At 72.6% G+C, this 19,284-nt stretch carries 19 protein-coding genes; 10 read left to right on the plus strand and 9 right to left on the minus strand.

From position 1 onward, the window contains the following. Positions 1 to 2: 2 nt before the first annotated feature. Together ACQPXG_RS06360 and ACQPXG_RS06365 are read right to left on the minus strand one after the other, a co-directional pair. Positions 3 to 815: a class I SAM-dependent methyltransferase gene (locus ACQPXG_RS06360; protein WP_433466674.1), complete on the minus strand. Its 813-nt coding sequence runs from the start codon at positions 813 to 815 to the stop codon at positions 3 to 5. 68 nt (positions 816 to 883) lie between these two features. After that, positions 884 to 2,341, minus strand: coding sequence for an MFS transporter (locus tag ACQPXG_RS06365; RefSeq protein ID WP_433466675.1), 1,458 nt, complete (start codon positions 2,339 to 2,341; stop codon positions 884 to 886). A 104-nt stretch (positions 2,342 to 2,445) separates the two neighbouring features. Here ACQPXG_RS06365 and ACQPXG_RS06370 point away from each other — a divergent pair, with 104 nt between their 5' ends. From ACQPXG_RS06370 to ACQPXG_RS06380, 3 genes are read left to right on the plus strand one after another with little or no spacing between them, the layout of a single operon-like run. After that, positions 2,446 to 5,322 carry an ATP-binding protein gene (locus tag ACQPXG_RS06370; RefSeq protein WP_433466676.1) on the plus strand — a complete coding sequence of 959 codons (2,877 nt, stop codon included), beginning with the start codon at positions 2,446 to 2,448 and terminating at the stop codon, positions 5,320 to 5,322. Positions 5,323 to 5,354: 32 nt separating this feature from the next. Next, positions 5,355 to 5,993, plus strand: a complete 639-nt coding sequence (locus ACQPXG_RS06375) for a TetR/AcrR family transcriptional regulator (protein ID WP_433466677.1) — start codon at positions 5,355 to 5,357, stop codon at positions 5,991 to 5,993. After that, positions 5,983 to 7,068 carry a winged helix DNA-binding domain-containing protein gene (locus tag ACQPXG_RS06380; RefSeq protein WP_433466678.1) on the plus strand — a complete coding sequence of 362 codons (1,086 nt, stop codon included), beginning with the start codon at positions 5,983 to 5,985 and terminating at the stop codon, positions 7,066 to 7,068. Before ACQPXG_RS06375 ends, ACQPXG_RS06380 begins: the two co-directional genes overlap by 11 nt. Here the strand turns inward: ACQPXG_RS06380 and ACQPXG_RS06385 are convergent. Further along, the gene (locus tag ACQPXG_RS06385; protein WP_433466679.1) at positions 7,065 to 7,577 is read right to left on the minus strand and encodes a MarR family winged helix-turn-helix transcriptional regulator; all 513 of its coding nucleotides are present in this window, start codon (positions 7,575 to 7,577) and stop codon (positions 7,065 to 7,067) included. The genes ACQPXG_RS06380 and ACQPXG_RS06385 overlap by 4 nt on opposite strands. Before the next feature lie 93 nt (positions 7,578 to 7,670). Here ACQPXG_RS06385 and ACQPXG_RS06390 point away from each other — a divergent pair, with 93 nt between their 5' ends. Then, positions 7,671 to 8,432: a dioxygenase family protein gene (locus ACQPXG_RS06390; protein WP_433466680.1), complete on the plus strand. Its 762-nt coding sequence runs from the start codon at positions 7,671 to 7,673 to the stop codon at positions 8,430 to 8,432. Between the two features lie 56 nt (positions 8,433 to 8,488). On the opposite strand, the gene ACQPXG_RS06395 is transcribed toward ACQPXG_RS06390, so the two are convergent. Next, positions 8,489 to 9,343, minus strand: coding sequence for an NAD-dependent epimerase/dehydratase family protein (locus tag ACQPXG_RS06395; RefSeq protein WP_433466681.1), 855 nt, complete (start codon positions 9,341 to 9,343; stop codon positions 8,489 to 8,491). Between the two features lie 250 nt (positions 9,344 to 9,593). On the opposite strand from ACQPXG_RS06395, the gene ACQPXG_RS06400 reads away from it, so the two are divergent. After that, complete coding sequence (locus tag ACQPXG_RS06400) at positions 9,594 to 10,106, plus strand: O-acetyl-ADP-ribose deacetylase (protein WP_433466682.1); 513 nt, start codon at positions 9,594 to 9,596, stop codon at positions 10,104 to 10,106. Between the two features lie 91 nt (positions 10,107 to 10,197). Here ACQPXG_RS06400 and ACQPXG_RS06405 read toward each other — a convergent pair whose 3' ends face one another. From ACQPXG_RS06405 to ACQPXG_RS06415, 3 genes are all read right to left on the minus strand, one after another. Then, positions 10,198 to 10,653 carry a universal stress protein gene (locus ACQPXG_RS06405; RefSeq protein WP_433466683.1) on the minus strand — a complete coding sequence of 152 codons (456 nt, stop codon included), beginning with the start codon at positions 10,651 to 10,653 and terminating at the stop codon, positions 10,198 to 10,200. A gap of 62 nt (positions 10,654 to 10,715) precedes the next feature. Beyond that, on the minus strand, positions 10,716 to 11,504 hold the full coding sequence (locus tag ACQPXG_RS06410) for a TIGR03084 family metal-binding protein (protein ID WP_433466684.1): 789 nt from the start codon (positions 11,502 to 11,504) through the stop codon (positions 10,716 to 10,718). Positions 11,505 to 11,554: 50 nt separating this feature from the next. Further along, positions 11,555 to 13,153 (minus strand): AMP-binding protein, encoded by a 1,599-nt coding sequence (locus ACQPXG_RS06415; protein WP_433466685.1) that lies wholly within the window; start codon positions 13,151 to 13,153, stop codon positions 11,555 to 11,557. Between the two features lie 127 nt (positions 13,154 to 13,280). Here ACQPXG_RS06415 and ACQPXG_RS06420 point away from each other — a divergent pair, with 127 nt between their 5' ends. Next, positions 13,281 to 14,132: a class I SAM-dependent methyltransferase gene (locus ACQPXG_RS06420; RefSeq protein ID WP_433466686.1), complete on the plus strand. Its 852-nt coding sequence runs from the start codon at positions 13,281 to 13,283 to the stop codon at positions 14,130 to 14,132. Here the strand turns inward: ACQPXG_RS06420 and ACQPXG_RS06425 are convergent. After that, positions 14,120 to 14,878: an SDR family NAD(P)-dependent oxidoreductase gene (locus tag ACQPXG_RS06425; RefSeq protein ID WP_433466687.1), complete on the minus strand. Its 759-nt coding sequence runs from the start codon at positions 14,876 to 14,878 to the stop codon at positions 14,120 to 14,122. The genes ACQPXG_RS06420 and ACQPXG_RS06425 overlap by 13 nt on opposite strands. Before the next feature lie 152 nt (positions 14,879 to 15,030). Here ACQPXG_RS06425 and mshA point away from each other — a divergent pair, with 152 nt between their 5' ends. The 3 genes from mshA to ACQPXG_RS06440 are packed head-to-tail and all read left to right on the plus strand — an operon-like array spanning position 15,031 to position 17,680. Beyond that, a complete protein-coding gene (mshA, locus tag ACQPXG_RS06430; RefSeq protein ID WP_433466688.1) occupies positions 15,031 to 16,359 on the plus strand; it encodes a D-inositol-3-phosphate glycosyltransferase in 1,329 nt (442 codons plus the stop codon). Next, entirely contained in the window at positions 16,356 to 16,847 is a 492-nt protein-coding gene (locus tag ACQPXG_RS06435) for a YbjN domain-containing protein (protein ID WP_433466689.1), read from the plus strand. The genes mshA and ACQPXG_RS06435 overlap by 4 nt, the downstream gene beginning before the upstream one ends. A 29-nt stretch (positions 16,848 to 16,876) precedes the next feature. Continuing rightward, positions 16,877 to 17,680, plus strand: coding sequence for a phosphoglyceromutase (locus tag ACQPXG_RS06440; RefSeq protein ID WP_433466690.1), 804 nt, complete (start codon positions 16,877 to 16,879; stop codon positions 17,678 to 17,680). Positions 17,681 to 17,764: 84 nt separating this feature from the next. Here the strand turns inward: ACQPXG_RS06440 and ACQPXG_RS06445 are convergent, their stop codons facing one another. Further along, a complete protein-coding gene (locus tag ACQPXG_RS06445) occupies positions 17,765 to 18,250 on the minus strand; it encodes a carboxymuconolactone decarboxylase family protein (RefSeq protein ID WP_433466691.1) in 486 nt (161 codons plus the stop codon). A 163-nt stretch (positions 18,251 to 18,413) separates the two neighbouring features. Here ACQPXG_RS06445 and ACQPXG_RS06450 point away from each other — a divergent pair, with 163 nt between their 5' ends. Then, a complete protein-coding gene (locus ACQPXG_RS06450) occupies positions 18,414 to 19,280 on the plus strand; it encodes an RNA polymerase sigma-70 factor (protein ID WP_433466692.1) in 867 nt (288 codons plus the stop codon). Positions 19,281 to 19,284 lie beyond the last annotated feature (4 nt).

A 19,284-nucleotide genomic window follows, 5' to 3' on the forward strand; every position in this document is an offset into this window, starting at 1 on the left:
TCTCATCGTCGCGCCGTCACGAGCCAGGCGGTGCTGCGCAGCCGGACCGCGCCGTCGCGTTCGAACGGGCGCATCGCCGTTGCGATGGTGTCACGCACTTCCTCGCCCGCGCCGTAGTTGTAACGGATCGGCCCCCAGCCGGCGAAGAACTCCGCCGCGTCGCGTGCGTCCCGGCCCCAGATCTGCTCGGCCTCCACCTTCCGGCCGGTCACCCCGTGGAAACCGGCGCCTTCGAGGACCTCGTGGACGCGTTCGGGATCCGACAGCGAAAGCGGGCCGTCGTGCCCGACCGCGGGCTCGGCGAGCGCGGGAAGGGCGGCGAAGATCGTCGCCATGTCGGTCTCGCCGAGCGGCGTCATCGACAGGAACGCCAGCCGCCCGCCTTCCCGCAGCGCCCGCCGGACGTTGCCGAACGCGGCGACCGGGTCGGCGAAGAACATCACGCCGAACCGGCTGACCGCCACGTCGAACGCCGCGTCCGGGAACGGGTGCACCTGCGCGTCGCCCTGCTCGAACGTCACGTTCGCGACGCCCTCCTTCTCCGCGAGGGACCGGGCTCGGGCGAGCATCGGGCCGGACAGGTCCACCCCCGTCGCGCCGCCGAGCGTGGCCCGTCCTGCGGCGAGCCGGGTGACCTGCCCGTTGCCGCAGCCGATGTCGAGCACGCGGTCGCGCGGGCCGATCGCCGCGCCGTCCAGCAGGAACTCGTTGAACCCGCCGTTCATGGCGTCGTACCGGTCGTACCGCTCGGCCCAGTGCTCGCCCTCGTACCCGTTCCACGCCTCCGCCTGATGCGTGTTGACGATCTCCGTCATGAGCCCTCCTCATTATGAACCTGTGTTCATGAACCCGTGTTCATAATGGACGTGGAAGGGTCCGAGCGTCAAGAAGGGGCTACTTCGCCACGCTCTTCCAGCCGGACGGGCTCCGGTCCAGGCGCCGGGACCGCCGGACGCGGGAACAGCAGGGTCAGCAGGACGCTCGCCATGACCAGTGCGACGCCGGCCCAGGCGGCGGTCTCGGCCGCGGCGGCGAAGGCGGCCCGGTCCGGGTGCGTGCCGAGCGACGCGAAGAACACCGCGCCCAGGACCGCCACCCCGGCCGCGCCCGAGAACTGCTGCGCGGTCGTCAGCACGCCGGACGCCGCGCCCGCCCGGGACGGCTCGATCCCGGACAGGACGGCGCCGATCACGGACGGCAGGGTCAGCCCGCCGCCCAGCCCGAGGAGGCCGAGCGGGACGAGCAGCCAGGCCGCCGTCACGCCGCCGCCGAGAACGTCCAGCTCGACGGCGAACGTCAGGACGCCGACCGCGTTGACGATGGCCCCGCACACGAGAACCCTCGGCCCGAACCGGTCCACGAGGCGGCGCCCGAGGAGGGAGGAGACCATCGTCAGCAGCGCCATCGGCCCGAACGTCAGGCCCGCCTCGAACGGCGTCAGCCCAAGGCCGCCTTGCAGGAGCAGGGTGAGGACGAGGTTGACGCCGCCGAACGAGGCCAGGAACGTGACGTTGATCGCGAGGCCGAGGGTGAACGAGCGGGCCCGGAACAGGCCGAGGTCCAGCAGCGGGTCGCGGCCCGCCCGCGTGAGGCGCCGTTCCCAGCCGAGCGTCCCGGCCACGACGGGGACGGACGCGGCGAGCGAGACCCATGTCCACGCGGGCCAGCCCTGCTCGCGCCCCATGGCCAGCGGGACGAGAACGAGCGCGAGGGCGCCGGAGACGCCCACGGCGCCGACGGGGTCGAGGCGGGGACGCCGGCCCGACCGGGCGGCGGGGAGCACGCGGAGCGCGCAGCCGATGGCGGCGGCGCCCACCGGCACGTTGACCAGGAAGATCGCCCGCCAGCCGAGGCCGAGGACGTCCACCTGGAGCAGCAGCCCGCCGAGCACCTGCCCGGCGATGCCGCCGCCGCCCAGCACCACCCCGTACCAGGCCATCGCGTGGGTCCGCGCCGACGCCGGCAGGGACGCGGTGATCAGCGCGAGCACCTGCGGGACCATCGCCGCGCCGGTCAGCCCCTGGAGCAGTCGCGCGGCGACCAGCTGGGACGGCGACTGCGCCAGTCCGCACAGCAGCGACGCCACGGTGAACGCGGCCATGCCGAGGACGAACAGGCGGCGGTGGCCGAACAGGTCGCCGAGCCGTCCGCCGGTCACCATTCCGCCCGCGTAGGTGAAGGCGTAACCGGCGATGACCAGCTCCAGGGCGATCGGCCCGGCGTGGAGGTCGCGCTCGAAGGACGGGGTCGCGACGTTGACCACCATGTAGTCGAACGAGGCCATGAACGTGGCGCAGAGGATGACGGGCAGGACGAGCCGGCTCCGCGTTTCGGAGATCATGGAGTCCACGCTCGTCCCGCACGGCCCTCGCCCGCATGGAGAGGAATACGTAGATCGGCGCGGCGGGTTCTTCAGATTCCGGCGGTCGGTGTTCAGGAGGTCCGGTGTTCGTCGCGCGCACGGCCGAACTGGGCAGGCTGTCGGAGGCGTATGCGCGGGCGTGCGGTACCGAGCCGGTGACGGTCCTGATCGGCGGCGAGGCCGGAATCGGGAAGAGCCGACTGGTCGCGGAGTTCGCGGCCCGGCTCCCGTCCGGGACGCGTGTGGTCCAGGGCGACTGCCTGGAGGTCGGCGCCGATGGCCTCGCGTATGCGCCGTTCACGGCCGCCATGCGCGCCCTCGTCCGCGAACTGGGCGCTGAGCGCGCGGCAGGGCTTCTCCCCGGGCGGGGACGGCATGGCCTGGCGCAGTGGTTGCCGGTCCTAGGTATCCCTGACAACGTCCCAGACCCGATGCATGGGCGGGCCCGGTTGTTCGAGGACGTCCTCACGTTGCTGGAGGCGGCCACCACTGAGCACCCGTTGGTGCTCGTCCTCGAAGACCTGCAATGGGCCGACCCTTCCAGCCGCGAGCTTCTGGTCTTCCTCGTCCACAACCTGTCCAGACCGGGTGTGCTGGTGCTCGGCACCTACCGGTCGACCGATCTCGGCGAGCGGCATCCGCTGCGTCCGGTGCTCGCCGGACTGGTGCGCTCCCCGCGTGTCGAGAGCCTCGAACCTGCCCCGCTGACCTGCGCGGAGGTCGGCGTCCTGATCGCGCACCGGCTCGGCCGGGTCCCGGAACCGGGCGATGCGGCGGAGATCCGCCGGCGCAGCGAGGGAAACCCGCTGTTCGTGGAGGCCCTCGCGGACGCGGGCACGCGCGGCGGCACGCCCGTCCGGCTGCGCGACCTGCTCCTGGCCGGCTTCCGCGCCCTGCCGGACTACTCCCGCGACGTGCTGCGCGCGGCGTCCGTGGTGTCCACGTGCGGCGGAGGGCCGGCGCACGGGCTCCTGGCCTCGGTGAGCGGCCTGGACGATCCGGCGCTGGAGGCGGCACTGCGTCCGGCCGTGGAACGCGGGCTGCTGCGGACGGCCGAGCGAGGCTACGCGTTCCGGCACGCGCTGCTCCGCCAGGCGATCTACGAGGACGTGCTGCCGGGCGCGCGGGCCCGCCTGCACGCGCGGTCGGGTGCCGCGCTGTGCGACGATCCCGGGCTCGTCCCGGACGGGCGGGCCGCGGCCGAGGAGGCGGCGCACTGGTGCCGGGCGGGCGAGCGGGAGCGGGCGTTCGAGGCACTGTGGCGGGCCGCGCTGGCGGCCCGGTCCGTGCACGCCCATCCGGAACGGCTGCGGATCCTGACCCGCCTCCTCCGTCAGTGGGACGGCATCGAGGACCCCGAACGCCTGCTCGGCACCGACCGCGTGGACGTCCTGCACCACGCCGTCGAAGCGTGCCTGTCGGCGGGCGAGGCCGCACGCGGCGCCGAGCTGGCGACCGAGGCGCTCGGCCTCGGCCCCGCGCCGGAACGGGCCGCGGCCCTCCTCGAACTGCGCGGCATGCTGCGCCACCGCCTCGGCGACGACGGCATCGTCGACCTCCGCGCCGGCGTCGAGCTGCTCCCGGACGGGACGCCCGGCCGCGGGCGGCTGCTGGCCACGCTCGCCAACCGGCTTCTTCTGCTGTCGCACACGGCGGAGGCGGCCGAGAAGGCCGCCGAGGCGCGCGCGACCGCGTCCGACGCCCGCGTCCAGGCATCGGCGATGCTCACGCTCGGCTCCGTCCACGGGCTCGGCGGGGATCTGGACGCGGCACGTGCGGCGTTCGCGGCGGCGCGCGAGATCACCCGGGCCGCCGGGGAACCGGCCGTCCCGCTGGTCATCGCGGCGATGGCCGAGGCGGAGGCGCTGCACGGCCTCGGGCTGGACGAGGAGGCCGCCGGATGCGGACGCCGCGGCCTGGAGATCGCCCGCCGTGCCGGGCTGGCCCGCGACCAGGGCGCCGGGCTCGCGACGAAGCTGGCCGAACCGCTGTTCGCCCTCGGCCGCTGGCCGGAGGCCACCGACCTGCTGCGCGACACCCTCGCGCTGGACCCGCCGCCGCTTTTCCGCGCGCTCGCCCACACCAAACTGGGGCTGATCGCTCTCGCGGAAGGCGACACGGCGGCCGCGGCCGCGGCGGCGGACGAGGCGGACTCGATCATGAGTCCGTCGAGCTGGGGCCCCGTGTTCCGCCTGCCGCTCCACGACCTGCGCTGCCAGGTGGCCCTCGCGCAGGACGACCTGTCGCGCGCCGACGAGATCCTCGGCCGCGTCCTCGCCGGACCGGGCCTTGCCGGCCTCCCGCGCCATGCGTGGCCCGTGCTGGTGACGGGCGCCCGGCTGACGCGGGAGCGAACCGCGCGGGCACTGGGCGATCCGGACGAGGTGAAGGCCGCCGCAGCTCGCCTGGCCGCCCTGCGCGAGCTGGCCGGACGCCTGCCGGTGGTCGGCCCCGTCCAGGCCGCCCAGCGGTGGACCTTCCTCGCCGAGGCCGGTGACGCGCCATGGGACGACGCGGTGGCGGCCTGGCGCGTGCTGGACCGCCCCCACTCGCTGGCCCGTGCACTGCGGCACGCGGCCGAGGCGTCCGCCGATCCGGCGCTGTGCCGTGAGGCGGCCGGCATCGCGTCCCGGCTGGGTGCGAAGCCGCTGGTCAGGGAGGTCGAGTTGCTCGCCGTACGGGCCCGCGTCAGCCTGGACGAGCCGGAAACGGAGCGGCAGGACCCGCGGCCGGGCGACCGGCTGGGGCTGACGCCGCGTGAGACCGAGGTCCTGCGCCTGGTGGCGGAAGGCCGCAGCAACCGGCAGATCGGGGAGACGCTGTTCATCTCCACCCGGACGGCCGGTGTCCACGTGTCCAACATCCTGGCGAAGCTGCACGCCTCGTCCCGGACGGAGGCGGCGGCGCTCGCGCACCGCCTGCGCCTGTTCGAACCCGCCGAAATCCGTCCGACAATGTAGAACGGAATTCTTCGTTCCCTTACTATGGGCGCATGGAGACGACGGCACGGGCGCCCATGAGCGGGCGCAAGGCGCAAGCGGCACGCAACGACGAGCTCATCCGGGAGGCGGCCCGCGCGGTGTTCACCGCCGATCCGGGCGCGCCGATCTCCGCGGTGGCCGAGCACGCCGGGGTGGGGATCAGTGCCCTCTACCGCCGTTACAAAAGCAAGGAGGACCTGCTCCAGAAGCTCGCCGACGATGGGATGGACCGCTATCTCGCCGAGGTGGAGCGGGCCTTGGACGACGACGGCGACGCCTGGGAGGCGTTCGCCGCGTTCATGCGCCGCTGCCTGGACATCGGCGCCGGCTCTCTCACCATGCGCCTGGCGGGCACGTTCGAGGTCACCGAGGACATGAGCCGCAAGGGCCGCGAGATCCACCTCGCGACGACGCGCCTGCTGGAACGCACCCAGGAGGCGGGCGCGCTGCGTCCCGAGATCGAGGTCGGCGACATCTCGGTGATCCTTGAGTACCTGCACGGCATCCGGATCGGCGACGACGAGCGCATGAACCGGCTGCAGCACCGCTACCTGGCCTTGATGCTGGACGCCCTGCACCTGACGGGCGAGCAGGAGCTCCCCGGCCCTCCTCCCACCTGGCAGGAACTGGTGACACGCTATGAAGACTGACCGGCGGACGTTGAACCGGGCGTTGCTGGCCCGGCAGATGCTCCTGAAACGGCATTCCATGTCCGTGCTGGAGGCGATCGAGCATCTGGTCGGCATGCAGGCGCAGGCCCCGAACCCGCCGCACATCGGGCTGTGGACCAGGCTCGCGGACCACGCGTTCGACGAGGTCGGGGAGCTGATGACCGAGCGCCGGGTGCTGCGGATCGTGCTGATGCGCGGCACGCTGCACCTGGTCAGCGCCCGCGACGCTCTTGCGCTTCGGCCGCTCACCCAAGTGATCCTTGACAACCACCTGAAGACGCGGATGGGCGAACTCGACGGCGTCGACCTCGCGGAGGTCGCCGCCTGGGCCCGTGCCCTGCTGGAGGACGAGCCGCGCACCGACAAGGAGCTGCGGGCCCGGCTCGCCGAACGGTGGCCGGACGAGGACGCGGCCATGCTCGCCTGGGCCGTCCGATGCCGCCTGCCGCTCGTTCAGGTCCCGCCGCGCGGCATCTGGGGCGCGTCCGGGATCGCCCGGCACACGACGCTGGAGAACTGGCTGGGGCCCGCGGTGCCCGACCCGTCCGTGGACGACCTGGTGCGGCGCTATCTTGGCGCGTTCGGGCCGGCGAGCGTCCAGGACGTCCAGCAGTGGTCGGGCCTCACTCGGCTCGGCGAGGTCGTCGAGCGGCTCCGGCCCGGGCTCGTGACGTTCCAGGACGAGAAGGGCCGGACGCTGTACGACCTTCCGGAGGCGCCGCGTCCCGATCCCGATACGCCGGCGCCGGTCCGGTTCGTCCCGGACTTCGACAACCTGCTGCTGTCCCACGCCGACCGGGCCCGGATCATCACCGAGGAGCACCGCAAACGCGTCTTCACCGTCAACGGCATCATCCGGGCGACGTTCCTCGTGGACGGCTTCGTCCACGGCATGTGGAAGATCGAGAAGAAACGCGGGGAGGCGACGCTGCGCATCGACCCCTTCGACCCGGTCCCCGAACCGGATCGGACCGCGCTGGAGGAAGAGGGCATGCGTCTCCTCGCCGCCGCCCACCCCGAGGCGAAGTCACACGCGGTGGTGTTCGCGCCCTAGCCCTCGCCGCGCGCACACGGCGCCTCTTGGTTCGGGTCCAGGGAGCCCAGGAGGGCGCGGAGCGTCTCTCGGAACTCCAGCATCTGCTCGCGGGTCAGCGGGTCGAACAGGTGACGCCTGACCTCGGCGACATGGCCGGGGGCGGCCTCGGCGAGGACGGTGAAGCCCGCGTCGGTCAGCCGTGCGATCGTGGTGCGGCGGTCGGTGTCGTGCTTGCACCGGCTCACCCAGCCGGCCTCCTCCAGCCGGTTGACGGCGTGCGACAGGCGGCTCGGGGACGAGTAGACGATCTCGGCGAGCTCGGTCATCGTCAGGGCGCGGCCCGGCGCCTCCGACAGCATCGCCAGGATCATGTAGTAGGTGTGCGGCAGGCCCGAGTCGCGCTGGAGCTGGCGGTCGAGGGCCTCGCCGAGCAGGCGGGACGTCCACAGGAAGGCGCGCCAGGTCTCCTGCTCCTCGTCGTCGAGCCAGTGCGTCCCCGGGCTCGCCGCCCCCGTCGTTTCCGTCATGCCGTCAGTCTACCCAAACGTTTGAAGTCTCAAGACTTGAAGCTTCAACTATATGGGGTAGTGTTGAAGTCTCAAGTAAAAGGGGATGATGACATGGCCCGGATGCCCGTGCTCTACCTCAGCCACGGCGCCCCGCCGCTGGCCGACGACGCGCGGTGGACCCGAGAACTGGCCCGCTGGTCGGCCGGGCTGCCGAAGCCGGAGGCGATCCTCATGGTGTCGGCGCACTGGGAGGAGGCGCCGCTCAGCGTCGGCGCGACCCGCCAGGTGCCGCTCGTGTACGACTTCTGGGGATTCCCGGAGCGGTACTACACCGTCCGGTATGACGCGCCCGGCGCCCCGGAACTGGCTGACGACGTGCGCAAACTCATCCCGGGCGTGCGTCGGGACGAGGAGCGGGGGCTGGACCACGGCGCCTATGTCCCGCTCGTGGAGATGTATCCGGACGCCGACGTCCCCGTGCTGCAGATGTCGATGCCCACCCTGGAACCGGGACGGCTCTTCGAGATCGGGCGGAGCCTCGCGCCGCTGCGCGACAAGGGCGTCCTCATCGTCGGGAGCGGTTTCACCACGCACAACCTGCGCGAGATGCGGCCGGATCCGGACGCCGCGCCGCCCGCGTGGTCGGCGGAGTTCGACGAGTGGACGGACCGGGCCGTGACGGGCGGCGACATCGACGCCCTCCTCGACTTCCGCGCCAAGGCCCCTGCGGCGCGCATCGCGCACCCGCGCACGGAGCACTTCGCGCCCCTGTTCATGGCGCTCGGCGCCGACGCCGACGACCCGTCCGAGCGGCGCTCGGTCATCGACGGGTACTGGCTCGGGCTGGCGAAGCGCTCGTTCCAGTTCGGTTGACCGGCAGAACGCGGCTGATTGTCACGTTCCGTCCGGAAATCGCACAGTCTGGGGGGTCAGTCTGTGACGCCGGACGCGTCCATCTCCGCGAAGCCGGTGCGCCAGGACGCGACCTGCGGCTTCCAGCCGAGGCTCCGCGCCTTGGCGTTGGAGACCGGACGGCCCGTCGCGGCGGCGTGCTTGCCCGCGCTGCCCGGCGTCGGGGCACCGATCGCCGCGCTGTAGACGGGCAGCCAGTCCGCCGTGGTCGCCGGCTCGTCGTCGACGATGTTCACGGGCCCGGCGGGCCAGTCGAGCGCCGCGAGCGCCGCCGCCGCCGCGTCGTCCGCGTGCACGAACGACGTCCAGGACGGCGCCTGGCGGAGGCTGCCCGCCCGCACCCGCTGCGCGATCGCGCCGTCCGGCGCGTACCACGTGCCCGGCCCGTACAGCGCCCCGTACCGCAGGACGACGCCGCGCGGCATCTCGCCGACCTTGGCCTCCAGCGCCGCGATGCCCGAGTACGGCGGCAGGCGCGAGTCGAGCGGGTCGGCCTCGACGGCCGGCGCGTCGCCGGGGACGTACAGCCACGCGATGCTCTGCGCGATCATGATTTCGACGTCCGCCGCCTTCGCGGCCTCGACGAGGTTCCGGGTGCCCTCGATCCGCAGATGCGAGTTGGCCTCGAAGTCTTCGGCGCTGAGATCCGTGAGCTGGTGGATCACCGCGTCAGGGCGTTCGGCGGCCACGGCGTCGCGCACCGCGGCGCCGTCGAACACGTCCGTGACGACCGGCGCCGCGCCGAGCTCGCGCAGCATACCGGCGCGTTCCGGTCGGCGTGTCGTCCCTGCGACCTCATGGCCCGCCTGGACGAGCAGCGGGATCAGCCGGCGACCGACGACTCCGGTCGCTCCGGCGAGGAGAATCTTCAAGGGGGTACCTCCGCGACTGTCACGCCATTGTGAATCGTCTGCTGTGGTGTCTGTCTGCACTGGTCGCGCCCGGCGTTCGGCATGGAACCCCCCTGCGTCCGGCCGGACGAAAGCGGACGAGCCATACCTCCCCGTAGTCTCGTCCGCCATGAGCGTACCGCCGGGAAGCGCCCGAACGCGTTTCGCGTCCGCCCCGGGGGAGAATTCTTCTCTTCTGATGAGGTTCGGCAGATGCGGAGGAACGGCGCAGATGAAGATCACTCTTGTCCGGGGCGACATCACCGAGCAGGAGGTCGGCGCGGTCGTGAACGCGGCCAATTCGTCGTTGCTGGGCGGTGGCGGGGTGGACGGGGCGATTCACCGCAGGGGCGGCCCCGAGATCCTGGACGAATGCCGCAAGCTCCGCGCCTCGCACTACGGTGGCGGCCTGCCGACCGGCCAGGCGATCGCGACGACGGCCGGACGCCTGCCCGCCGACTGGGTCATCCACACCGTCGGCCCCGTCTACTCCTCCTCCGAGGACCGCTCCGACCAGCTCGCCTCCTGCTACCGCGAGTCCCTCCGCGTCGCGGACGAGCTGGGCGTCGAATCGATCGCCTTCCCCGCCGTGTCGGCGGGCATCTACGGCTGGCCCATGGACGACGCCGCCCGCATCGCCGTCGGCACCGTCCGCTCCACCCCGACCAAGGTCGTCGACGCCCGCTTCGTCCTGTTCAGCGCGGACGCCTACGACGCCTTCGAACGCGCCGTGGGCCTGCCCTAGTCCTGTCCTTCTGGGGGCGACCCCCAGACCCCCGCGGGGGCAGGACTGACCGGCGCCTTCCGCTCCGCTGGCGCTCCACTCCAGTCACCGGTCAGTCCTGCTTCGGTGGCGGGACCACCAGGACCGGGCGGTGGGCATGGTGCAGGACGCGGGTCGAGACGCTGCCCAGGATCACCGACCGCGCGCCCGCGAGACCGCGTGAGCCGGTCACGATCACGGACGCGTTCAGCTCGTCCGCGACATCGACGATCGCGGCCCACACGGGTCCGCCGCCGCGTTCGGCGCGCGTCGTCACCTGGGTGAGCCCGGCGGCGCCGGCGATCTCGGCCCCCTGCTGGGCGAGCCGTTCGGCCTGCTTCTCCTCTTCGTACTTGTCGCCGGGCTCCGCGACCGGCGCGGCGGCGGCGAGCGGCGCCCAGCCGAGCTGCGCCAGCAGCGGCTCCCACACCGTCATGATCACGGTCGGCTCCGCCCGCAGATGCCGCGCGGCGTACTCCACCGCCGCCCGCGCGTCGTCAGAACCGTCGAATGCGATGAGAACTGTCATACGGACACCATGTCCACCCCGCGGCCACCGGAACGCCCGTGACCGGCGAAGTGTCCAACGTCTCAGGCGTCGGACGGGGTGCGGCCGGGGCCGGGCGGGCCGGCGAACGCCTGCGCCACGTGCAGCCAGCGGCCGGCGTCCGGGCCGGTGGCGACGAGGGCGAGGTCGTCGCGATGGCGGCGCTGGGTGACGGCGTGGCAGAAGTCGAGCGCGGTGCCGGTGACGGACTGGCGGGCCTCCGGCGGGCCCCAGGTCCACTCCTCGCCGCCGGGCCCTTGAAGAACGACGCGGAACTCCTCGCCGGGCGGTTCCAGGCCGCGGTTGCGGAACGCGAAGTCGCGGGTGCGGACGCCGATGTGCGCGACATGCCGGAGCCGGTGCGTGGGCTCGCGTCGCTCGCCGAGCGCGTCGGCGACGTCCTCGCCGTGCGCCCACGTCTCCATGAGCCGCGCGGTCGCCATGGACGCGGCGCCCATCGGCGGACCGAACCAGGGGAGGCGCGTGCCCGGCGGGACGGCGGCGAGGGCGTCCACCATGCGGTGCCGTCCGTCGCGCCAGCGGCCGAGCAGGGCGGCCGGGTCCTCCGCCGTGCCTTCGCGGGCGCCGGCCTCGACGTAGCCGGCGGGGTTCGCCAGGGCCTCCGCGGCGAGCTTCGCGAACGCGCCGGCGTCGGTGGCCGCGACGATCGCCTGCCCGTCGGTCCAGGCGAGGTGGGCGATCTGGTGCGCGATCGTCCAGCCCTCGGCCGGTGTCGGGTCCGCCCAGCGCGCGGCGGGCAGCGACCCGACCAGGGCGTCGACGGAGTCGCCCTCGGCGGCGAGGTCGGAGAGCAAACGGTGCAGATCCGGCATTTCGCAAGAATGGCCCGTGGTCCGGGGGTTCGTCCAGAACGGAATTTCGTTCAGTCGATGAGGGCGCGGGCGGCGGCGTAGTCGGCCTTGCCGTTGGGCAGGCGCAGCCCGGTGCCGGTCCGGACGAACGCCTTCGGGATCTTGTAGCCGGCGAGGTGGGCGGCGCAGCCCGCGCGGAGCTCGTCGTCGGGCGGGGCGCCGGCCGGGCCGATCACCGCGACGACCTCGGTGCCCCAGCGTTCGCTCGGCCGGCCGACGACGAGCGCGTCCGCGACGCCCGGCAGCCCGCGCAGGACGGTCTCGACCTCCTCCGCGAACACCTTCTCGCCGCCGGTGTTGATCGTCGTGGCCTCGCGTCCGTGCACCTCGACGGTGCCGTCCGCGAGGAGCCGCGCCCGGTCGCCCGCCACCACCAGCCGCTCGCCGTCCACCGTGAGGAACGTGGCGGCCGTCTTCACCGGGTCGCCGAGGTAGCCGAGCGGGATCGAGCCGCCCTTGGCCAGCCAGCCCAGCTCGTCCTCGCCGGGTGCGAGCCGCCGGGACCGGTCGGCGCTGAGCACGGCCGTGCCCGCCGCCATCGCGAACGCCGGGGCGGCCGGGCCCTGCCGGGTGACCTGGAACCCGCTCTCGGAGGAGCCCAGGACGTCCACGATCCGGGTGTGCGGAAGCAGTTCGGTGAGCCGCCTCTTCACGCCGGGGCTGATGCCGGCGGCGGAGTTGATGATCGTCCGCAGCGAGGTCAGGCCGTGGGGCCGCGCCTCCAGGGCCTGGACGATCGGACGGGCGAACGCGTCCCCGACCAGCGGCATCCGGGTGACGCGCTCGCGCTCGGCCGTGGCCATCAGGTCGGCGGCGTCCAGGCCGTCCACCCGGTGGGGGAACACCACGCACCCGCCGCCGCACCAGCCGCCGAGCGCCGACCACGTGCCCCCGCCGTGCATCAGCGGCGGGCCGACGAGCACCCGCACGTCGCTCCGGACGGCCCGCTCGACCGCCTCGCCGAGATCGGTGAGCGGGCCGCCGTCGCGGCGCCGCATCCCGAGCGGCCCGAGCATCAGGTCGCCGACCCGCCACAGCACGCCCTTCGGCATCCCGGTCGTCCCGCCGGTGTAGAGGATGTGCAGGTCATGGGCGTCGGGACGGTCGGGGAGAGGGTCGGCGGACGCCTTGGCGAGGGCGTCCTCGTAGTCGAGCGCGCCGGGCAGGAGGGCGGCGCCCGACTCGTCCGCCACCTGGAGGAGCAGCGGCCGGTCGCCGAGCCGGTCCACCACGCGTGCGATGGCGTCCGCCAGGCGCGCGTGGTAGATCACGGCGGCCGGGCGGGCGTCGTCGAAAAGGTGAGCGAGCTCGTCGTCGACGTACCGGTAGTTGACGTTGAACGGCGCGACCCGCGCCTTGTGCGCGCCGACCAGGCCCTCCAGGTACTCCGGCCCGTTGTGCAGGTAGAGGGCGAGGTGGTCGTGGGGCGACTCCCACGGCTCGGACGCCGTGCCCCGCAGGCCGAGCCCGTGCGCGTGCAGGACGTTCGCCAGCCGCCGCGTCCGGTCGGCGATCTCGCGCCAGGTCATCCGGCGGTCACGCCACACCAGGCACTCGCGGTCGGGGACGGCGGCGGCGATGGCCTCGTGCAGGGTCGCCAGGTCGAGCATCGGCACTCCTCAGGGACGGCGTCGGCAGCACCGTAACCGATGACTTACCGAATCTCGTTCAGTGGGGCTCCTTGACGTACGGGGCATGACGTACGGGGCATACAGGGTGGCAAGGAACAATTACCCCGTGCCCCCAGCCCACAAGCCGCGGGGGGAGGTGACCCGCGGCACCACCGCCCCCAACCGGCTGCGCCGGATCGACCGCTGGATCGCCGCCACCCAGACCCGCGCGCTCCGCTCGGCCGCCCGCCCGCTGGCGGTGGACCTCGGCTACGGCGCGTCCCCGGTCACCACGGTCGAGCTGTACGACCGGCTCCGCTCCGTCTCGCCGCGTCTCGACGTCGTCGGGATCGAGATCGAGCCCGAGCGGGTCGCCGCCGGGCTCGCCGTTCTCGCGGCGCTGAAGGATCGGTCCCGCGAGGCGTCCCCGGGGAGGCGTTTCGATGGGCTGTCGTTCCGGCGGGGCGGCTTCGAGCTGCCGGTGCCGCGCCCGCCGGTGCTGGTCAGGGCGCTCAACGTCCTGCGGCAGTACGACGAGCAGGCCGCCTGGCGCGCCTGGGACGACCTGCGCGAGCGACTGGCCCCGTCCGGTGTCCTGGTGGAGGGCACATGTGACGAGATCGGGCGGCGTGCCGTCTGGGTGACCCTGACCAAGGACGGGCCACAGACGATCACGTTCGCCGCCCATCTGCGCACGCTCGAACGTCCGTCGGCCCTGGCCGAACGGCTGCCGAAGACGCTGATCCATCGCAATGTGCCAGGCGAACCCGTCCACGAACTGCTGACGGCGTTCGACCGGTGCTGGGCTGCCGCCGCCCCCCATTCGGCATTCGGTCCACGCGCGCGCTGGGTCGAGGCTGTGGCGATGTTGGCGCAGACTCATCCCGTCCTGGCGCGACCTCCGTACGGCGGTCGGAACCGCTGGCGCCTCGGCGAGGTGACGCTTCCCTGGAGTGCGGTCGCGCCCTACTCGCGGTGAAGCTTGTGCGGGGCGGCCTGGACGCGCGGCTGGACGTCGATCCGGTCGATGTTGACGTGCGGCGGACGGGTGACGGCCCAGGCGACGCAGTCCGCGATGTCCTCGGCGACCAGCGGCTCCGGGACGCCCTCGTACGGCTTGGCGGCCTTCTCCTCGTCCCCGCCGAACCGGACCAGCGAGAACTCCTCCGTCTTCACCAGCCCCGGCGCGACCTCGGTGATGCGGACGGGCTCGGCGACCAGTTCGAGGCGCATCACGTCGTTGACCGCGTAGGCGGCGTGCTTGGCCGCGTTGTATCCGCCACCGCCCTCGTATGGGACGTGCGCGGCGAGCGAGGTGATGTTGACCACGTGCCCGGCCCCGCTCTCGATCAGCTTCGGCAGGAGCGCCTTCGTCACGCGGACGAGGCCCAGCACGTTCGTGTCGTACATCGCCTGCCAGTCGGCGAGGTCGGCGGTCGCGACGCTGTCGAGACCGAGCGCGCCTCCGGCGTTGTTGACCAGGACGTGGCAGCCGCCGACCGCCGCCGCGAGCTCGTCCACCGACTCCTGCGACGTCACGTCCAGCGTCACCGCCACGACCTTGCCGACGCCGGGCATGCTCTCGGTGATCTCCTTGGCGAGGGCGTCGAGCCGGTCGCGCCGCCGCGCTGCGAGCACGACATTGAACCCCTCCGCCGCCAGGCGCTTCGCCGTGGCCGCCCCGATCCCGCTGCTTGCTCCGGTCACTATCGCGGTCTTACGCATGCGCCCAGCCTCTCAGGTTCCGCGCCTCCCAGGTCTTCCGCGGCGGCGCTCACCCGTGAGGTCGGTCACCATGGCGGGAAGTCACGGTTGGCCCCCTTGCTGAGGGAACACCCGACCCGGTGGATAGGTTGCACTACCGGAGGTGGTGTCCGGTGTCGCGTCGTATCAACCGGGTTGCGACGGTCAGTGTTCATACTTCCCCTCTTGATCAACCGGGTACCGGCGACGCGGGCGGCATGAACGTCTACATCGTCGAGGTCGCCAAGCGGCTGGCCGCCAGGGGCGTCGAGGTGGACATCTTCACCCGCGCCACCTCGCGGGCCCTGCCCCCGGTCGTCGAGCTCGCCCCCGGCGTCCTCGTCCGCAACGTCGTCGCCGGGCCGTTCGAGGAACTCGACAAGACCGAGCTGCCGCGGCACCTCTGCGGCTTCACGTCCGGCGTGCTGCGCGTCGAGGCGTCCCACGAGCCCGGCCACTACGACCTCCTGCACACGCACTACTGGCTGTCCGGTCAGGCCGGCTGGGCGGTGAAGCAGCGGTGGGGCGTCCCGCTCGTCCACTCCATGCACACGATGGCGAAGGTGAAGAACGCGGCCCTCGCGGACGACGACAAGCCGGAGCCCGCCGAACGCGTCCTCGGCGAGGAACAGGTCGTGGCATCGTCCGACCAGCTCGTCGCCAACACGGCCGAGGAGGCCCACGAGCTCGTCGGCCTCTACGACGCCGACCCCTCGCGGGTCGCGACCGTCAGCCCCGGCGTCGACCTGTCGCTGTTCCGCCCCGAGTCGCCGCTCCTGGCCCGCGGCACCGGCCTTCTCCCGCACCGCACCGGTCCCGCCCGCCGCCGCCTCGGCCTGCCCCGGGACGCCTACGTGCTGCTGTTCGTCGGCCGCATCCAGCCGCTCAAGGCGCCGGACGTCCTGCTCCGCGCCGTCGCGCGGATGCTCGCGGACGACCCCTCCCTGCGGTCGAAACTCGTCGTCGCGGTCGTCGGCGGGCCCAGCGGCTCCGGGCTGTGCCGCCCCGAGGGGCTGCAGCTGCTGGCCGCGCACCTGGGCATCTCGGACGTCATGCGCTTCGAGCCGCCCGCGCCGCAGGCCGAACTGGCCGACTGGTACCGGGCGGCGGACGTCACCGTCGTGCCGTCCCACAGCGAGTCGTTCGGGCTCGTCGCCGTCGAGTCGCAGGCGTGCGGAACCCCCGTCGTCGCGTCCCGCGTCGGCGGTCTGTGCACGGCGGTCGCGGACGGCGAGTCCGGTGTGCTGATCTCCGGTCACGACCCCGCCGGCTACGCCGCCGTCCTGCGCCACCTGCACGCCGAACCCGGCCTGCACGCCCGCCTCGCCCGCGGCGCCGTCCGACACGCGAACGGCTTCGGCTGGGACGCCACCGTCGACCGCCTCCTCGACGTGTATACCGGTGCCATGACCATCCCGGCCCTTCCGATCGCCCCCAATGTGACCGCGGATGTCACGGCATGAGCGTTGTCGAGACGATCAGGGAGACGTTGAAGGCCGCCGAGCTGGAGTTCGACGAGCCGCGTGAGGACGCGTTCTTCGTCAAGCTCCCGGGGCAGCGCAAGCTCGCCACGATGACGTGGCTGATCGTCGGCGACCACTCCCTCCACGTCGAGGCGTTCTTCTGCCGCCGCCCCGACGAGAACTACGCGGACTTCTACCGTTTCCTCCTGGAGAAGAACGGCCGCATGTACGGGGTCGCCTTCGCCCTGGACGACGTCGGCGACGTCCACCTCGTCGGGAGGGTCTCGCTCGACTCCGTCTCGCCGGACGAGATCGACCGCCTTCTCGGCTGCGTCCTCACCTACTCCGACGAGAACTTCGACAAGGCCCTGGAACGCGGGTTCAAGTCGTCCATCCAGCGAGAATGGGACTGGCGCGTCAAGCGCGGCGAGAGCCTCGCCAACCTCCGCGCGTTCTCCTCCTTCGCGGACCCGGCCAACCGCGAGTGACCTCCAGAGGGCCGATAGGCTCTGGTGCCATGGCGACCCTGGTATTGCTCCGGCATGGCGAAAGCGTCTGGAACGCGGAAGGGCTGTTCACCGGCTGGGTGGACGTCGACCTGTCCGCGAAAGGCGAGAGTGAGGCGACCAAGGGCGGCGACCTGCTGCTCGACGCCGACATCACCCCCGACGTGGTGCACACCTCCCTGCTGAAGCGGGCCATCCGCACCGCCAACATCGCCCTTGACGTGGCCGACCTGCTCTGGATCCCCGTCAAGCGCTCCTGGCGGCTGAACGAGCGCCACTATGGCGCCCTCCAGGGCAAGAACAAGGCCCAGACCCGCGAGGAGTTCGGCGAGCAGCAGTTCATGACCTGGCGCCGCTCCTACGACACCCCGCCGCCGCCCATCAAGGACGGCGACCCCCTGTCCCAGGTCAACGACCTCCGCTACGCCGAGCTGCCGTCCGAACTGATCCCGCGCACCGAATGCCTCGCGGACGTCGTCGACCGCCTGCTGCCGTACTGGTACGACGCGATCGTCCCCGACCTCGCCGCCGGCCAGACCGTCATGGTCGCCGCGCACGGCAACTCCCTCCGCGCCCTGGTCAAGCACCTCGACGACGTCTCCGACGAGCAGATCGTCGGCCTCAACATCCCCACCGGCATCCCCCTCGTCTACGAGCTCGACGACGACTTCGCCCCGCTCAAGCGCGGCGGCGAGTACCTCGACCCGGGCGCCGCGAAGGCCGCCATCGAGGCCGTCAAGAACCAGGGCGCGAGCAAGACCCCCGCCGCCGCCCCGAAGGACGACCCGAAGGCCAAGCGCGGCCGCAAGAAATGACCGGAAGGGACCGCCGCCATGCGGCGGTCCCCAGCCCGGGCCGGGATCGGACGACCCCTGCCCGGGCGCCGAGTCGCCCGCCGATCAGCTCGACAGGCCGGCGAACACGCCGGGCTCGTACGAACCCCCCTTCTGACGGACGATCACGCCGAGCCGGTTGGCCGCGTTGATCTGGGCGACCAGCGCGACGAGCGCGGCGATCTGCTCGTCGTCGTAGTGCTCGCACACCTGGGCCCAGGTCTCGTCGGACACGCCCTGGGCGGCGTCGGCGAGCCGGGTGCCCTCCTCGGCCAGTGCCAGTGCGGCCCGCTCCGCCTCGGTGAACACGGTCGACTCACGCCAGGCGGCGACCAGGTTGAGCCGGACCGGGGTCTCTCCGGCGGCCGCGGCGTCCTTGGTGTGGAAGTCGACGCACCATCCGCAGCCGTTGATCTGGCTGGCGCGCAGCTGCACCAGCTCCTGGGTGGCCTTCGGCAGCGTCGATTGCACGATCACCGTGCTGGCGGCGGCGAACCGCTTGGAGAACCTGGTGCCGAGCTCGTTGCCGAGCATGTCGAAACGTTGTTCCATGACTACGTCCTCGCTGGTGGAGTGGCGTGCCGCGCCGATCGTCCGCGCGGCGTCCTGACGACCAAGAGATGCCGGCGGCCCGATCCCTGTGACGGCGCCGTCATGTGACGTGCGCCACCGAACGCGGCTGTCACAGAGCGGCGGACACCGGCGTCTTGTGCTCATGGATTCCGCCACGGAGGCGTTCGTCGCGCACCGCAACCTTCTGTTCACCGTCGCCTACGAGATGCTCGGCTCGGCCGCGGACGCCGAAGACGTCCTGCAGGAGACCTGGCTGCGGTGGGCGAGCGTCGACCTCGGCACAGTGCGGGATCAGCGCGCCTACCTGGTCCGGATCGTCACGCGGCAGGCACTGACCCGGCTGCGCACGCTCGCCCGGTGCAAGGAGTCCTACCTCGGGCCCTGGCTGCCCGAACCGCTGCTGACCGCGCCTGATGTGGCCGAGGACGTGGAGCTGGCCGAAAGCGTCTCGATGGCGATGCTGCTGGTGCTGGAGACGCTCACGCCGACCGAGCGGGCGGTGTTCGTGCTGCGCGAGGTGTTCGACCTGGCCTACGACGAGATCGCCGAGGCCGTCGGCAAGAGCGCGGCCGCGGTCCGCCAGATCGCGCACCGTGCCCGCTCGCACGTCGCCGCGCGCCGGCCGCGCGCGGTCGTCTCCCCGGACGAGACCCGAGGCGTCATCGAGGCGTTCCAGCGGGCGGTCGAAACGGGCGATCTGCAACGCCTGCTCGACATCCTCGCGCCCGACGTCGTCCTGCTGACCGACGGTGGCGGAGTCGTGCAGGCGGCGCTGGCCCCCGTCGTGGGGGACGGAACCGTGGCCCGCGTGCTCGGCCGGATCTCCGCCGCGGCGTCGCTGCAGCCGGCCCAGGTCAACGGCTGCCCGGCGCTGATCGTCCGGGTGGACGGCGAGGTCGACACCGTCATGGCGGTGCGCATCGACGACGGGCTCATCACCGGCCTCTACGCCGTCCGCAATCCCCGGAAGCTGTCGCATATGGAGCGGGAGACCGCCCTCCGCCGCTGACACC

This window comes from Spirillospora sp. CA-128828 (assembly GCF_050945415.1).
In the GTDB taxonomy this organism is placed as follows: Bacteria; Actinomycetota; Actinomycetes; order Streptosporangiales; family Streptosporangiaceae; genus Spirillospora.

Bases quoted from the DNA above. Each gene is read 5' to 3' on its own strand.
- ACQPXG_RS06380 (WP_433466678.1), top strand. From the start codon at position 5,983: ATGAAGACTGACCGGCGGACGTTGAACCGGGCGTTGCTGGCCCGGCAG.
- ACQPXG_RS06425 (WP_433466687.1), bottom strand. From the start codon at position 14,878: ATGCGTAAGACCGCGATAGTGACCGGAGCAAGCAGCGGGATCGGGGCG.
- ACQPXG_RS06435 (WP_433466689.1), top strand. From the start codon at position 16,356: ATGAGCGTTGTCGAGACGATCAGGGAGACGTTGAAGGCCGCCGAGCTG.
- ACQPXG_RS06415 (WP_433466685.1), bottom strand. From the start codon at position 13,153: ATGCTCGACCTGGCGACCCTGCACGAGGCCATCGCCGCCGCCGTCCCC.
- ACQPXG_RS06360 (WP_433466674.1), bottom strand. From the start codon at position 815: ATGACGGAGATCGTCAACACGCATCAGGCGGAGGCGTGGAACGGGTAC.
- ACQPXG_RS06410 (WP_433466684.1), bottom strand. From the start codon at position 11,504: ATGCCGGATCTGCACCGTTTGCTCTCCGACCTCGCCGCCGAGGGCGAC.
- ACQPXG_RS06405 (WP_433466683.1), bottom strand. From the start codon at position 10,653: ATGACAGTTCTCATCGCATTCGACGGTTCTGACGACGCGCGGGCGGCG.
- ACQPXG_RS06385 (WP_433466679.1), bottom strand. From the start codon at position 7,577: ATGACGGAAACGACGGGGGCGGCGAGCCCGGGGACGCACTGGCTCGAC.
- ACQPXG_RS06440 (WP_433466690.1), top strand. From the start codon at position 16,877: ATGGCGACCCTGGTATTGCTCCGGCATGGCGAAAGCGTCTGGAACGCG.
- ACQPXG_RS06365 (WP_433466675.1), bottom strand. From the start codon at position 2,341: ATGATCTCCGAAACGCGGAGCCGGCTCGTCCTGCCCGTCATCCTCTGC.
- ACQPXG_RS06445 (WP_433466691.1), bottom strand. From the start codon at position 18,250: ATGGAACAACGTTTCGACATGCTCGGCAACGAGCTCGGCACCAGGTTC.
- ACQPXG_RS06390 (WP_433466680.1), top strand. From the start codon at position 7,671: ATGGCCCGGATGCCCGTGCTCTACCTCAGCCACGGCGCCCCGCCGCTG.
- ACQPXG_RS06450 (WP_433466692.1), top strand. From the start codon at position 18,414: ATGGATTCCGCCACGGAGGCGTTCGTCGCGCACCGCAACCTTCTGTTC.
- ACQPXG_RS06375 (WP_433466677.1), top strand. From the start codon at position 5,355: ATGGAGACGACGGCACGGGCGCCCATGAGCGGGCGCAAGGCGCAAGCG.
- ACQPXG_RS06400 (WP_433466682.1), top strand. From the start codon at position 9,594: ATGAAGATCACTCTTGTCCGGGGCGACATCACCGAGCAGGAGGTCGGC.